This window comes from Leisingera caerulea DSM 24564 (assembly GCF_000473325.1).
Taxonomy (GTDB): Bacteria; Pseudomonadota; Alphaproteobacteria; order Rhodobacterales; family Rhodobacteraceae; genus Leisingera; species Leisingera caerulea.
Genome location: NZ_KI421513.1, coordinates 1,105,727 through 1,119,177, shown reverse-complemented (window position 1 = coordinate 1,119,177; position 13,451 = coordinate 1,105,727). Strand labels below are relative to the sequence as shown.

Below are 13,451 nucleotides of genomic sequence, written 5' to 3'. Positions count from 1 at the left end.
AAGAAAGATAGGTGGGGCCGGCGGCAATGGGGCCGCCACGCAAACGGGAGACCCGGAGGGCCGGGAGTGCTCCCTTTTAGGATACGCTAGATGTTTAACGTTACGAAGAAATCGATGCAGTGGGGCGAAGAAACGCTCACACTGGAAACCGGCAAGGTTGCCCGCCAGGCTGATGGCTCTGTGATTGCCACCCTGGGCGAAACCTCGGTCATGGCCAACGTGACCTTTGCCCGTCAGCAGAAGCCCGGCCAGGACTTCTTCCCGCTGACCGTGCACTACCAGGAAAAATACTATGCTGCGGGCAAGGTGCCTGGCGGCTTCTTTAAGCGCGAAGCGCGCCCGACCGAAAAAGAAACCCTGACCGCGCGTCTGATCGACCGTCCGATCCGCCCGCTGTTCGTTCCCGGCTTCAAAAACGAAGTGCTGGTGATGTGCACCGTGCTGAGCCACGATCTGGTCAACGATCCGGACATGGTTGCAATGATCGCGGCTTCGGCTGCACTGACCCTGTCTGGCGCGCCCTTCATGGGCCCGATTGCAGGCTGCCGCGTTGGTTTCGAGGGTGGCGAGTACGTCCTGAACCCGACCGTCGATGACATGCAGGACCTGCGCCTGAACCCCGATCAGCGTCTGGACCTGGTTGTTGCCGGCACCAAAGACGCCGTGATGATGGTGGAATCGGAAGCTTACGAACTGTCCGAAGCAGAAATGCTGGGCGCAGTGAAGTTTGCCCACGAGCAGATCCAGCCGGTGATCGACCTGATCATCTCGCTGGCCGAAGAAGCCGCGAACGAGCCGTTCGACTTCACCCCGCCGGATTACTCCGAGCTGTATGAAGCCGTGAAGGCCGCTGGCGAAACCGAGATGCGCGCCGCATTTGCGATCAGCGACAAGCAGGAGCGTACCGCAGCTGTTGCCGCAGCCCGCGAGACCATCAAGGCTGCTTTGACCGAAGAACAGCTGGAAGATGCCAACTTGGGTTCCGCGCTGAAGAAGCTGGAAGCCGGCATCCTGCGCGGTGACGTGGTCAAGACCGGCAAGCGTATCGACGGCCGCAAAACCGACGAGATCCGGGACATCGTGTCCGAAACCGGCCTGCTGCCGCGGACCCACGGTTCTGCTCTGTTCACCCGCGGTGAAACCCAGGGCCTGGTTGTGACCACGCTGGGCACCGGCGACGACGAGCAGTTCATCGACGCGCTGCACGGCAACTTCAAATCCAACTTCCTGCTGCATTACAACTTCCCGCCCTATTCGGTTGGCGAAGTTGGCCGCGTGGGCCCTCCGGGCCGCCGCGAAATCGGTCACGGCAAGCTGGCTTGGCGTGCGCTGCAGGCGGTTCTGCCCGCGGCAACCGACTTCCCCTACACTATCCGCGTTGTCTCCGAGATCACCGAATCGAACGGTTCGTCCTCGATGGCATCGGTCTGCGGCGGCTCGCTGTCGATGATGGACGCAGGTGTTCCGCTGAAAGCACCGGTTGCCGGTGTTGCGATGGGCCTGATCCTGGAAGACGACGGCTCCTACGCGATTCTGTCCGACATCCTGGGCGACGAAGATCACCTGGGCGACATGGATTTCAAAGTGGCGGGTACCGAAAACGGCATCACCTCGCTGCAGATGGACATCAAGGTCGCCGGCATCACCCCAGAGATCATGGAGAAAGCCCTGGCGCAAGCCAAGGACGGCCGTATCCACATTCTGGGTGAAATGGCGAAGGCTCTGACCGAAGCGTCCGAGTTCTCGGTCCACGCTCCGCGCATCGAGACCATGCAGATCCCGACCGACAAGATCCGCGAAGTGATCGGCTCCGGCGGCAAGGTGATCCGCGAGATCGTCGAAGTGTCCGGCGCCAAGGTCGACATCAACGACGATGGCGTGATCAAGATCGCCAGCCCGAATGGTGAGGCCATCAAAAAGGCCTATGACATGATCTATTCGATCGTGGCAGAGCCGGAAGAAGGCCAAGTCTACACCGGCAAGGTCGTGAAGATCGTCGACTTCGGCGCCTTCGTGAACTTCTTCGGCAAACGCGACGGCCTGGTGCACGTTTCCCAGATCGAGAACCGCCGCCTGAACCATCCGTCGGACGTTCTGAAGGAAGGCCAGGAAGTGAAGGTCAAGCTGCTGGGCTTTGATGACCGCGGCAAGGTCCGCCTGTCGATGAAGGTTGTCGACCAGGAAACCGGCGAAGAGATCAAGAAAGAGGAAGCTGCCGAAGGCTAAGGCCTGCAACAGTTTCCGGACGGGTTCCGGCTGCAAGGCCGGAACCCGTCTGCTCTGACCCGCCCCGCTGCCGCTGGCGGCAGGTGCCCGGACCCTGCGCACAACGCACTGCGCTTTCCGGTTCTTACGCTGCTCCGCTTGTCGTGAAGCCGACGGGAGCGATGGCCGGGCTGCTTAAAAACTCAGCTGGAGATCCCATGCGTCCGCTCTTTTACGATTTGACCGAGCTGCTGTATCTGTCCCACGGGTTCAAGACGTATTACGGCATTGCCAAGGTCGTCGCGGAAGGCGCCAAAGAGGCCTTCCGGGCCAACAACGGCACCCGGTTTGTTGCGTATTCCCAGGGGCATGACGCGTTTTTTGAGATTTTCCCAAAGTATGACGATACCGCCGAGGGCGGGATTGACCTGAATGTGCCGAATTCCGGCAAGCCTTTTTTCATGCGCCGGATCCACAATCGCAAGAAAAAGAAGGCTCTGCACTACGCAGCGCCTTTTGTGTTCGGTGTTGTGGACCTGATCGAGCGGTCCCGCTGGGCGCTGAGCGGCGCTGACAACCCGATCGTGTCGTTGGATGGCGGCGCCTGGGTGAGCTGCGGACGACCCAAGCTGATCATTCACCCGATCAAGCATCTGAAAAATCTGGACGTGGAAATTCACGTGCTGATTCACGATATGATCCCTCTGCATGATTTCAAACGCGGCGGTGCCCCCGACTTCTCCAGTTCTTTCCTGGGCGACAACCAGTGGCTGCTGGAGCACGCGGATCACGTGATCGGCAACTCGCAGTTCACCATCGATGATGCAAAGGATTTTGCCAGCCAGGGCATTCTGCCCGAGCTCAAGCGCACCTCGGTAGCGCCGTTGGTTCATGAGCTGCGCGCCGGAGATGAAGAGCAGTCGGTGGACATCCCTGAGCGCCCCTATTTCCTGATGGTCGGCACGATGCTGGGCCGCAAGAACCTTGATGTGGTTCTGAATGCGATGAACCTGATCGCCAAGCGGGGCGGGACGCCGCCGCTGCTGGTCATGGCCGGCAAACGGCGCCACCGCACGATGGACTACCTCGACAAGGAGGAAATGGCGCTGGTCAAGCCGCATGTACTGCAGCTGGACACCCCGAACCAGAGCGACCTGGTGCGGCTGTACGAATCCTCCCAGGGGGTGATCCTGCCCTCCCGCATCGAAGGCTGGGGGCTGCCCGCCGGCGAGGCGCTGTGGGCGGGTGTCCCAGCGGTTTGCGCGGACATTCCGGTCATGCACGAAGTTTGCGGCGAACTGGGGCTGTATTTCGGCGTCGATGACCCTGAAACCCTGGCCGGGCATATTCAGCGCCTTGTGCAGGACGAAGTCTTTGCCGCCGAATGGCGGGCGAAGATCGCGGCGAACCGTGATCAGCTTCGCACGTGGCGCGACTTTGGCCAGGATTTGCTGGCCAATGTTGCCGCCAATTCCGAACCGGCCCGTGCTCAGTCGGTTTCGCTGCGGGCGTAGACATCCTCGTAACGGATGATGTCATCCTCGCCGAGGTAGGAACCGGTCTGAACCTCGATCAGCACCATGTCCAACTTGCCGGGGTTTTCCATCCGGTGAACGGCACCCAGCGGGATATAGACAGACTGGTTTTCCCCGACCAGCTGCTGGGTATCATCGATGGTGACGCGCGCGGTGCCTTGCACCACGATCCAGTGCTCTGAGCGGTGGAAATGGCTTTGCAGCGACAGCGCTGCGCCCGGTTTGACAACGATCCGTTTCACCTGGAACCGCCGCCCTGTAGCCAGGCTGTCGAAATAGCCCCACGGGCGGTGGTCGCGCGGGAATTTCACCGCTTGCGGCGCCTGTTCCGATTTCAGCAGTTCGACGGCCTTCTTGACGTCCTGCGTCCGGGACTTGTCCGCCACAAGAACAGCGTCGGGCATGGCAATGGCCACAATGCCGTCCAGTCCCAGGCCGACAATCTGCTGGCCGTCGGATTCAGACCGGAGCAGCACATCCTTGCAGTCAATTGCCGCTGCGTTGCCATTGGTCGCGACACCGTCCGAATCCGGGCCGCTCTCTGCCCAGACGGCGTTCCAATCTCCAAGATCTGACCATTTTCCCTCGAAAGGCACGGAACAGATATTCTTGGCCTTTTCCATGATCGCATAGTCGATCGAGATGTCCTCCGCCGCGGACCAGGAGGCCGGGTCCAGGCGCAGAAAGCCGAGATCCGCCTTGGCGTTTTCGACGGACTTGCGGACTGGATCGACCAAATGCGCAGCGTGCTGTTCAAAAGCGGCAATGAGCGCGCGTGCGGTGAACAGGAAGATGCCGGCGTTCCAAAGGTAGTTTCCGGCTGCCAGCATCTTGGCCGCGGCGGCGGCGTCGGGTTTTTCGACAAAACGGCTCAGCGGTGCTGGCTTTCCAGGCTCGGCTTCTCCGTCCAGCTGAAGGTAACCATAGCCGGTTTCCGGGTGCGATGGCACAATGCCGAAGGTCACTAGATCGCCAGCCTGCGCTCGCTCTGTTCCTGCCAGAATTGCAGCACGGAAGGCGTCTGCATCCGGTATCACATGATCAGAAGGGGCAACGATCAGCAGTGTATCGGGGTCCTCGGCAAAAGCGTGCAAGGCTGCTGCCAGAACGGCAGGCGCGGTATTGCGCCGGTCCGGCTCAATCAGGATGGCGCCCGGGTCAATGCCTGCGCCCAGAAGCTGTTCGGTCACGACAAACCGGAAATCCGAATTGGTCACCACAATGGGCGCCGCGAACCCGTCGCCTGACAGCCGCCCGACGCTTTCCTGAAACAGGGTTTTTCCACCTTTCAGAGACGTGAACTGCTTGGGGTAAGATTCGCGTGACAACGGCCACAGCCGTGTTCCCGAGCCGCCGCACATCAAGACTGGAGTGATCTGCATTCGGACCTCCTGTTTTTTCATGCGCTATAAGCGAATGGAACTCCGAAGACAAACGCTCAACGCGGCCTGCCGGGCTGAGAACGGCACTGCCTGATTGCCATGCCGTCCCCAAATTGCGTGTGTCTGATATTACTCCGGCGCCTTTACCTTGCGAAGGTAAGGGAAGATGGTTTCGTACTCGCCGAATTTCGCGGTGGCCTCTTCGTCCGAGACACTCGGCGGGATGATCACGTCCTCGCCCGGCACCCAGTTGGCGGGCGTGGCGACGCCCTTGGCGGTCATCTGCAGCCCGTCCAGCGCGCGCAGGATTTCGGCAAAGTTACGGCCTACGGTCATCGGGTAGGTCATGTTCAGCTTCAGCTGCTTGTCCGGGCCGATGATGAAGACGGACCGCACGGTGGCGCTGTCGGCCGGGGTGCGGCCGTCGGGCAGATAGGCTTCGGCCGGCAGCATGTCGAACGCCTTGGACACCGCCAAACCGTCATCCGCGATGATCGGGAAGCCGGGATTGGCCTTGCCGTATTCCTCAATGTCCTTCTTCCACTTGCGGTGATCCTCGGCGCTGTCGACGGAAACGCCGATGACCTTGGTGTTCCGCTTGGCCCATTCGTCATTCAGCTGCGCGACAGCCGAAAATTCAGTGGTGCAGACCGGGGTGAAGTCCTTGGGGTGCGAAAACAGAATCGCCCAGCTGTCGCCGATCCAGTCATGGAAGTTGATGGTGCCCTGGTCGGTTTCAGCGGTAAAATCCGGGACCACGTCGTTAATGCGCAAACCCATTGCAGTGTCCTCCTAGTCAGGGTGTCGTGTCTGATTGTTGCGTCCGGCTGCCGTCGGGCAGCCCGAGTCGCCCCAAGTGCAACCTGGGGGCTCCGCCGCTACGTTACAGCGCTTGGCCCGGGATGCCACGAGAATTCTCCAATTGCCTTGCGTGGCAAGGATTTGCGGGCGCTGCGTCAGGTGCGTTGACAGCACTGGCTGAAATTTGATCAAATTACGCAGCCGAAGCCCCTTGCCCCCCTGCTGGCCGAGTGACACAGTGGCCGCCAAACCGGCCAGACGGTTGGGAGAAAACGTCTGAATTGGGAGATCCCGCATGATCGAGAAACGCGACTTTTACATCAATGGCCAGTGGGTATCCCCTGCTGAGCCGAATGACTTCGAGGTGATCAACCCCTCGACCGAGGAACCCTGCGCTGTCATCTCGCTGGGCTCAGAGGCTGACACCAACGCTGCGGTTGCGGCGGCCAAGGCTGCCTTTCCGGGCTGGATGGACACCCCGGTGGAAGAGCGCATCGCGCTGGTCGAAAAGCTGGTCGCAATCTATGAATCCCGGGCTGAGGACCTGGCCCAGGCAATGTCGATGGAAATGGGCGCGCCGATCAACCTGTCGCGCACGTCGCAGGTTGGTGCCGGCAGCTGGCACCTGCGCAACTTCATCGCCGCGGCCAAGGAGTTCAAGTTCGACGCGCCGCTGAACGAAAACGCCCCGAACGACCGGATTATCCATGAGCCCGTCGGCGTCTGTGCGCTGATCACACCGTGGAACTGGCCGATGAACCAAATCACCCTCAAAGTGGGCGCAGCGGCGGTTGCCGGCTGCACAATGGTGCTGAAGCCGTCCGAGCAAAGCCCGCTGAACGCGATGATCTTTGCTGAACTGATGGACGAGGCTGGCTTCCCCGCAGGCGTCTTCAACCTGGTGAACGGCGACGGGACCGGTGTTGGTGCGCAGCTTACCGGGCACCCGGACGTGGACATGGTGTCCTTCACCGGCTCCACCCGCGCAGGTATCGCAATTTCGCAGAACGCGGCTCAGACCCTGAAGAAAGTGCATCTGGAGCTGGGCGGCAAAGGCGCCAATGTGATCTTTGAGGATGCCGACGAGAAGGCAGTGAAGCGCGGCGTGCTGCACATGATGCAGAACACCGGCCAGAGTTGCAACGCGCCCAGCCGGATGCTGGTGCAGAAGGGCATCTATGACCGCGTGGTGTCCGAGGCTGCGGAAGTGGCGGCAAAGGTCGAAGTCGGTCCCGCCGATAAGGAAGGCCGCCACATCGGCCCGGTGGTGAATGAGCTGCAGTGGAACAAGATCCAGGACCTGATCCAGAAGGGCATCGATGAAGGCGCCAAACTGGTGGCGGGCGGCACAGGGCGTCCGGACGGGCTGAACAAGGGTTATTATGTGAAGCCCACGGTCTTTGCCGATGTGAACAACCAGATGACCATCGCGCGTGAAGAGATCTTTGGACCGGTGCTGTCGATCCTGCCGTTCGAGACCGAAGAAGAGGCGATAGAGATTGCCAACGACACACCCTATGGCCTTACCAACTATGTGCAGACCCAGGATGGCGCCCGCGCCAACCGCATGGCCCGCGCGCTGCGCTCCGGCATGGTGGAAATGAACGGCAAGTCGCGCTCCGCCGGATCGCCCTTTGGCGGCATGAAGCAGTCCGGCCAGGGACGGGAGGGCGGCAAATGGGGGATCGAAGATTTCCTGGAAGTGAAAGCCGTCGGCGGCTGGGCAGCTGAATAAGCCCCCTGTTTTGGAACGAACGGAGAGCCGCCTTCCGGGGCGGCTTTCTTTTTTCCAGCATCGCCCCCGTCCCGTGCGGGTGTGCTCCCGCGCCCGCATGCCCCCGGCTGCGCCGGGCGCCCGCCGGCTTGGGCGTGGCCCGTGCTGCGTCCGGGCAAGGGGCAGAAAAGCGCTGGCGGCGCAGGGGATCAGAAGTACGCTCTAAGCAGGCAGATTGCGGCGATTCCCCCGGCCATGGCCAGGGGAAGGCTGCGGGTTGCTAATGCTATGGTCAGCGAGGCAGCGCCCGCTGCCCACTCCAGCGGTCCGCCCTGCATCAACAGATAGGTGACCAGTGAAAGGATAAGGCAGCCCGGCAAGGCCTGCAGGCCACGCGCCCAAGGGCCGTGTTCCGGCACCCGCCGGCCCAGCAGGTAGCCAGAGAGCCGTACAGTGAAGGTTGCGGCTGCGAGGGCGAATATCAGGAGCCAGGTTTCAGTCACTGCCCAGCACTCCGGCAATCGCGGCGCCGCTAAGGCCGCCCAGTATCAGGGTCCAAGTGGGATCGAGCGGGGTCAGCAGGCCCGCCAGCAGAACAACGGCGATGGATCCGATCCAAGGCAGCAGCATCGCGCTGCCGCTCCACAACGAGCGCAGGATGGCGATAAAGGCGGCAGTGAAGGCAAAATCCATGCCCAACGCTTTGGGCTCCGGCACCGCCGTGGCAAAACTGGCTCCCGCCACCGTGGCCAGCACCCAGACCGCCACCAGCCCCAGGCCGCCGCCCACCAGATACCAATAGCCGGTGCGGCGGCCGCGGGCGCGCATCGCGTGCATCAGCGCCCAGTTCTCATCCGTCGCCAGGTGAACCCCGAGCACCACCTGCCACCAGGGGCGTCCGGCGAATTCATCCCGCAGCGAGGCAGTGATCAGCAGCAGTCGCAGGTTCAGCGCCAGCCCGGCCAGCAGCGCCGCCCCGGCGCCTGCCCCCGCAACCAGCCGTTCCACAGCGATGATCTGCGAGGAGCCGGCGAAGACGATAGTGCCCATCACCCCGGTCTGAAGTCCGTCCATTTGCGCCTGCGCAGCAAGCAGGCCAAACGCCAGTCCGTAGACACCTACCCCAACTGCCAGGGGCAGGATGTCCCGAAGACCGGCGGTCAACTGGCTCCGGGCGGGACTGCTGCGGGTTATTTCTTGCAGGGTCATTAGACGGCTCCTCTGGAAGCGGGTCTGTAGTTCAGCTATACCGAACGCGAGACTTCTATATCGAACGCTGCGTTTGTTCGTCAAGGCGAACGAAAGGATGAAATACAGAACATGTCAGCGCCCAATCAGATGATCGCAGCAGCCATCCAGCGCGAGCGCAACCGTGCAGGCAAGTCGCTGTCAGCGCTTGCCGCGCAGGCGGGAATTGCCAAATCGACCCTGTCGCAGCTGGAGGCAGGCAACGGGAATCCCAGCGTAGAGACGCTTTGGGCGCTGGCTGCTGCGCTCGATGTCCCGCTGAGCCTGTTGTTTGAAACCCAAGCGCCCGCCACCACCCTGATCCGGGGAGGGGAGGGGGAACCGCTGGAATCGGAGCAATCGGATTTCACCGCTGTCCTGCTGTCGCGCTGCCCGCCGAATGTGCGCCGTGATGTCTACCGGGTTGTGATGCAGCCGGGACAGGTCCGCCGCGCCCAGCCGCATCCGCGCGGCACGGTGGAGCATATGCTGGTCTGCTCCGGGCAGATGCGGGCAGGGCCGGACGGACAGGAGGAGAGCCTGCAGCCCGGCGATTACTACACCTACCCCGGCGACCGGCTGCACAGCTATGAGGCGCTGCACGCGGATACACTGTTTATCATGGTGATGGAGGCGCCGTGACCTGCGGCGGAGTCAGAAGTCCGGTTTCACCCGGAACTTCAGCGACTCGCCGCTGTCGGGGTGTTTGATCCGCAGCTCCTCGGAGTGCAGCATCAGCCGCGGGTGGTCCAGCGCCGCGCCGCTGGCATAAAGCGGGTCGCCCAGGATCGGGTGGCCCAGAGAGAGCATGTGCACCCGCAGCTGATGCGAACGCCCGGTCTTGGGCGTCAGCCGCACCCGTGTGGCGCCTTCCTCGTATTTCATCACCCGCCAGCCGGTGACAGCCGGCTTGCCGGTCTCATGGCAGACCATCTGTTTCGGCCGGTTCGGCCAGTCGACGATCAGCGGCAGGTCCACTGTGCCGCTCCGCGGCTCCAGCCTGCCATCGACCCGCGCCACATAGGCCTTTTTTGCGGTACGCTTTTCGAACTGCATCGACAGGTGCCGCTGCGCGTGGGGGCTGAGGCCGAACACCATCACGCCGGAGGTGTCCCGGTCCAGCCGGTGCACCAGCAGCGCCTCGGGGAACACCGCCTGAACGCGGCTGATCAGGCAGTCGGCCAGGTGCTCACCGCGTCCTGGCACCGATAGCAGGCCCGCGGGCTTGTTCACTGCCAGCAGCTCGGCGTCGTGGTGGAGGATCTCCAGCGGGTCCTGCGGCGGGGTGTAATCGCTTGATACGGCCATGGGCGCCTGCCTAGCGCCACAGGCGGTCCGGGGCAAGCATGGCCGGGTTCCGCTGGCCCCGGTGCTTTCCTTTGAGGCCTGCCATTTGCTAAATTGACACTGTCCCGGCGATCCGGTAACCGGCGCGCCTCACTGACACATGGGGGGCGATGCATGGCACGCAAACGCAAAGGGCGCGATATTTCCGGCTGGCTGGTGGTGGACAAGCCCGCGGGCCTGACCTCGACGGCGGTTGTGAACAAGGTGCGCTGGGCGCTGGACGCCAAGAAGGCCGGCCATGCGGGCACCCTGGACCCCGAAGCAACCGGTGTTCTTGCCGTGGCGCTGGGCGAGGCGACCAAGACCGTTCCCTATATCACCGATGCGTTGAAGGCCTATACTTTCACGGTGCGGCTGGGCCTGGCGACCAACACCGATGACGCTGAGGGCGAAGTGATCGCCGAAAGCGATGCCCGCCCCACCGACGAGCAGATCAAGGAGGCGCTGCTGCCTTTTCTGGGCGAGATCATGCAGGTGCCACCCAAGTTCTCCGCCGTTAAGATCGACGGCCAGCGCGCCTACAAGCTTGCCCGCGATGGCGAGGATGTGGAGATTGCGGCCCGTCCGCTGTGGGTGGAAGAGCTGATAATGCTGGACCGCCCTGACGAAGACCATGTGGTGCTGGAAATGACCTGCGGCAAGGGCGGCTATGTGCGCTCAATTGCCCGCGACCTGGGCGCGGCTCTGGGCTGCCATGGCCACGTCAAGGAACTGCGGCGGATCTGGTCAGGCCCGTTTGATGCCGAAGACGGCATCTCACTGGAGCTCATTGACGAACTGGCGAAATCGCCTGAGCTCGATCAGTACCTGCGGCCGCTGGAGGAAGGCCTGGCCGACCTGCCCGAACTGAAGTGCACGCCGCAGGGGGCTGTGCGGCTCCGCAATGGCAATCCGGGCATGGTAATGGCCGCAGACGTGGAATATGGCGACGAAGCCTGGGCCTCCCTTGAAGGCAAGGCGGTCGCCGTGGGCATCTACAAATCGGGCGAGCTGCATCCGAGCCGGGTTTTCGTGCAGCCGGAGTGATCCTGCTGAATTCCGGCACAGGCTTGATAGTATCTGCCGGAATAATAGTGGTACACCTCAAGCCGGACATGCAGGCTGCCGGGGTCAGCCTCATTCCCATCCACACTGTACCAAGTTTCATCGAACTCTGACGCTGTGCTAAGGGAGATGGTCCCCAGGCCGGATTGTCCTTCCAGGATCAGCAATTCGCGTCCGCCGGCCTGAACACTTGAGCTGCCGTTCTCTGTCTCGACCACTCGGACACGGCAGCGAAGGTCATAGCTGGGACCATGCGGGAGGCTGCCTTCAAGAAGCGTCTCTCCGTTGCTTCGACCCCGCTTGGCGGCAGGTTGGGATCATCCTGGTCCGGCTCCGCAACCTTCGGCCCTCCTGGTCGCCTGTATCCGAATTCCAGCCATCGTGGCTTATAGCGCCGACTAACCCGGAGAGGGCGAGGAAACGAACTAGTTCCATGTCAGTCTCGTAAATGCCGAAAATTCATTTACCGCAGAAGCGGCGTTATTCCCCTAGACGCAGTGGCCGACCTGCTTGGAAAACACGCCGCGTCAAACTAATAAAGCGCGCATGATCACCCGCCGCCACACCAAGGGCGATGCCCCCTCGACCGCCGTCTATTCGGACTGCGAAACCTACCGCTACAGCCTGACACGGGTTTGGGATCCAGCGGGGCAGCGGGTGATGTTTGTGATGCTGAACCCCTCGACGGCAACCGAGGTTCAGAATGATCCTACCATCGAGCGCTGCGAGCGGCGCGCCCGCGCGTTGGGGTTTGGCGGGTTCAGGGCGACCAACATCTTTGCCTGCCGGGTTACCGACCCGCGTGAGATGCGGCGGCTGGAGGCGCCGGAAGGCCCGGACAATATGGCGGTGATTCTGGAAGGGGTGGATTGGGCCGATATGGTGATCTGCGCGTGGGGCACCCACGGCACGCATCGCGCCCAGGGTGCGCGGGTCGCAGCGGCACTGAGGTCGAGCGGCAAGCCATTGTATCACTTGGGGCTCAGCAAGGCGGGCCACCCCAGGCATCCGCTTTACATCGCCTACAGCCAGCAGCCTCAGTTGTGGCACCCGGACTAGGACACTTTCAGCGTCCGTTAACCTGTGTTCTCGTTTTGTTTTGAACGCGTTCCTACAACGTGAGATTGTATTTCAGGTAAATGTTTGTCCAGGGGTTGATAGGGCAATGTTGTGGTTAGCAAGTGTTCTGGGACTTGTAGCAGTTGGCAGCGCGGTTTTTGCCGACACCGGTACGGAGGAAGATGACTCCGAAGCGCGGCATGAGCCGGAGGGGGACGTGGATGGTCTCGACGACGGCTTTGTCGAGCCGGGCGGCGGGCCCGTGACCGGCACGGACAGCGGCGACGTTCTGGTTGGCAGCGAAGCGGCAGACAGCTTGTCAGGCGGTGCCGGGGACGACCAGATCGGCGGATACGCCGGGGACGATTGGATTGGAGGCGGTACTGGCAGCGACTCTCTTTACGGGCAAGACGGTGATGACAGCCTGTTTGGCGGAGACGGCCAGGATGTGCTGCATGGCGCGGAAGGCAGCGACTGGCTGGAAGGCGGTGCCGCCGATGACAGCCTGTACGGGCATTTCGGAAGCGACAGCCTGCGGGCCGGCAGCGGTGCGGACCTTCTGCATGGCGGCCAGGGCCAGGATTGGCTGGAAGGCGGCACGGACGAGGATACGCTGCACGGGAACGATGGTAATGACAGCCTGACCGGCGGCGCCGGGGAGGACGCGCTGTTCGGTGGTTACGGCAACGATGTGGTGTCCGGTGCAGGTGACGGGACCAATCAGGACTTCGTGAACGGCGGTGACGGGGATGACACGCTGATTGCAGGTGGAGGCGATGCGCTGACAGGTGGCGCCGGCGCGGATCAATTCACAGTTGGAAGCTGGACAGGCAGTGCCGAGGCGGTGCAGCTGATGGACTATGATGCGGGCGAGGACCAGCTGGTAGTTGTCTGGGAGTTCGAAGACGGGGAGGAGCCCACGGTGGAGGTGCGGCAGAACCCGGATGCTGCGGCCGAGATGCTGATTCTGGTGAATGGCCAGAGTGCATTACGAGTTTCGGGTGCCGAGGGGCTGACCGCCGATGATCTGGTGCTGATTGACCCGGAGTCGGCGTCGGTCTCCGGGCTGCTGCCGCAATAGCTTTGGCATCCGGCGCCTAGCAGTTAGTCTTTGCCTTTACAGCAGAAACATCATAT

Annotated in this window: 12 protein-coding genes; 7 read left to right on the top strand and 5 right to left on the bottom strand. The window is 62.3% G+C overall.

The features are described 5' to 3' along the window. Positions 1–90 precede the first annotated feature (90 nt). Together pnp and CAER_RS28000 are read left to right on the top strand one after the other, a co-directional pair. Positions 91–2,226: a polyribonucleotide nucleotidyltransferase gene (pnp, locus tag CAER_RS0112775; RefSeq protein ID WP_027235714.1), complete on the top strand. Its 2,136-nt coding sequence runs from the start codon at positions 91–93 to the stop codon at positions 2,224–2,226. A 197-nt stretch (positions 2,227–2,423) separates the two neighbouring features. Beyond that, on the top strand, positions 2,424–3,719 hold the full coding sequence (locus tag CAER_RS28000) for a glycosyltransferase family 4 protein (protein WP_051357778.1): 1,296 nt from the start codon (positions 2,424–2,426) through the stop codon (positions 3,717–3,719). Here CAER_RS28000 and CAER_RS0112765 read toward each other — a convergent pair. Together CAER_RS0112765 and CAER_RS0112760 are read right to left on the bottom strand one after the other, a co-directional pair. Continuing rightward, positions 3,695–5,122, bottom strand: a complete 1,428-nt coding sequence (locus CAER_RS0112765; protein ID WP_027235713.1) for a mannose-1-phosphate guanylyltransferase/mannose-6-phosphate isomerase — start codon at positions 5,120–5,122, stop codon at positions 3,695–3,697. The genes CAER_RS28000 and CAER_RS0112765 overlap by 25 nt on opposite strands. A 129-nt stretch (positions 5,123–5,251) precedes the next feature. After that, positions 5,252–5,902 carry a peroxiredoxin gene (locus CAER_RS0112760; protein ID WP_027235712.1) on the bottom strand — a complete coding sequence of 217 codons (651 nt, stop codon included), beginning with the start codon at positions 5,900–5,902 and terminating at the stop codon, positions 5,252–5,254. A gap of 316 nt (positions 5,903–6,218) precedes the next feature. Between CAER_RS0112760 and CAER_RS0112755 the strand changes: the two genes are divergently transcribed. Further along, the gene (locus tag CAER_RS0112755; RefSeq protein WP_027235711.1) at positions 6,219–7,658 is read left to right on the top strand and encodes an aldehyde dehydrogenase family protein; all 1,440 of its coding nucleotides are present in this window, start codon (positions 6,219–6,221) and stop codon (positions 7,656–7,658) included. 188 nt (positions 7,659–7,846) lie between these two features. Here CAER_RS0112755 and CAER_RS0112750 read toward each other — a convergent pair whose 3' ends face one another. Then, a complete protein-coding gene (locus tag CAER_RS0112750) occupies positions 7,847–8,140 on the bottom strand; it encodes an AzlD family protein (RefSeq protein WP_027235710.1) in 294 nt (97 codons plus the stop codon). Next, on the bottom strand, positions 8,133–8,846 hold the full coding sequence (locus CAER_RS0112745; protein ID WP_027235709.1) for an AzlC family ABC transporter permease: 714 nt from the start codon (positions 8,844–8,846) through the stop codon (positions 8,133–8,135). The genes CAER_RS0112750 and CAER_RS0112745 overlap by 8 nt, the downstream gene beginning before the upstream one ends. Before the next feature lie 129 nt (positions 8,847–8,975). Between CAER_RS0112745 and CAER_RS0112740 the strand changes: the two genes are divergently transcribed. Further along, positions 8,976–9,506, top strand: a complete 531-nt coding sequence (locus tag CAER_RS0112740) for a helix-turn-helix domain-containing protein (RefSeq protein ID WP_245597362.1) — start codon at positions 8,976–8,978, stop codon at positions 9,504–9,506. Between the two features lie 12 nt (positions 9,507–9,518). On the opposite strand, the gene CAER_RS0112735 is transcribed toward CAER_RS0112740, so the two are convergent. Next, positions 9,519–10,172, bottom strand: coding sequence for an RluA family pseudouridine synthase (locus CAER_RS0112735; RefSeq protein ID WP_027235707.1), 654 nt, complete (start codon positions 10,170–10,172; stop codon positions 9,519–9,521). A 153-nt stretch (positions 10,173–10,325) separates the two neighbouring features. On the opposite strand from CAER_RS0112735, the gene truB reads away from it, so the two are divergent. The 3 genes from truB (at position 10,326) to CAER_RS0112720 (ending at position 13,395) form a co-directional block, all read left to right on the top strand. Beyond that, positions 10,326–11,237, top strand: a complete 912-nt coding sequence (truB, locus tag CAER_RS0112730; protein ID WP_027235706.1) for a tRNA pseudouridine(55) synthase TruB — start codon at positions 10,326–10,328, stop codon at positions 11,235–11,237. 564 nt (positions 11,238–11,801) lie between these two features. Next, a complete protein-coding gene (locus CAER_RS0112725) occupies positions 11,802–12,314 on the top strand; it encodes a DUF1643 domain-containing protein (RefSeq protein WP_027235705.1) in 513 nt (170 codons plus the stop codon). 106 nt (positions 12,315–12,420) lie between these two features. Continuing rightward, positions 12,421–13,395: a calcium-binding protein gene (locus tag CAER_RS0112720; RefSeq protein WP_027235704.1), complete on the top strand. Its 975-nt coding sequence runs from the start codon at positions 12,421–12,423 to the stop codon at positions 13,393–13,395. Positions 13,396–13,451 lie beyond the last annotated feature (56 nt).

What these genes read in the sequence shown, in the direction of transcription:
- pnp (WP_027235714.1), top strand. Translation starts at nt 91, where the DNA reads ATGTTTAACGTTACGAAGAAATCGATGCAGTGGGGCGAAGAAACGCTC.
- CAER_RS28000 (WP_051357778.1), top strand. Translation starts at nt 2,424, where the DNA reads ATGCGTCCGCTCTTTTACGATTTGACCGAGCTGCTGTATCTGTCCCAC.
- CAER_RS0112765 (WP_027235713.1), bottom strand. Translation starts at nt 5,122, where the DNA reads ATGCAGATCACTCCAGTCTTGATGTGCGGCGGCTCGGGAACACGGCTG.
- CAER_RS0112760 (WP_027235712.1), bottom strand. Translation starts at nt 5,902, where the DNA reads ATGGGTTTGCGCATTAACGACGTGGTCCCGGATTTTACCGCTGAAACC.
- CAER_RS0112755 (WP_027235711.1), top strand. Translation starts at nt 6,219, where the DNA reads ATGATCGAGAAACGCGACTTTTACATCAATGGCCAGTGGGTATCCCCT.
- CAER_RS0112745 (WP_027235709.1), bottom strand. Translation starts at nt 8,846, where the DNA reads ATGACCCTGCAAGAAATAACCCGCAGCAGTCCCGCCCGGAGCCAGTTG.
- CAER_RS0112740 (WP_245597362.1), top strand. Translation starts at nt 8,976, where the DNA reads ATGATCGCAGCAGCCATCCAGCGCGAGCGCAACCGTGCAGGCAAGTCG.
- CAER_RS0112735 (WP_027235707.1), bottom strand. Translation starts at nt 10,172, where the DNA reads ATGGCCGTATCAAGCGATTACACCCCGCCGCAGGACCCGCTGGAGATC.
- truB (WP_027235706.1), top strand. Translation starts at nt 10,326, where the DNA reads ATGGCACGCAAACGCAAAGGGCGCGATATTTCCGGCTGGCTGGTGGTG.
- CAER_RS0112725 (WP_027235705.1), top strand. Translation starts at nt 11,802, where the DNA reads ATGATCACCCGCCGCCACACCAAGGGCGATGCCCCCTCGACCGCCGTC.
- CAER_RS0112720 (WP_027235704.1), top strand. Translation starts at nt 12,421, where the DNA reads ATGTTGTGGTTAGCAAGTGTTCTGGGACTTGTAGCAGTTGGCAGCGCG.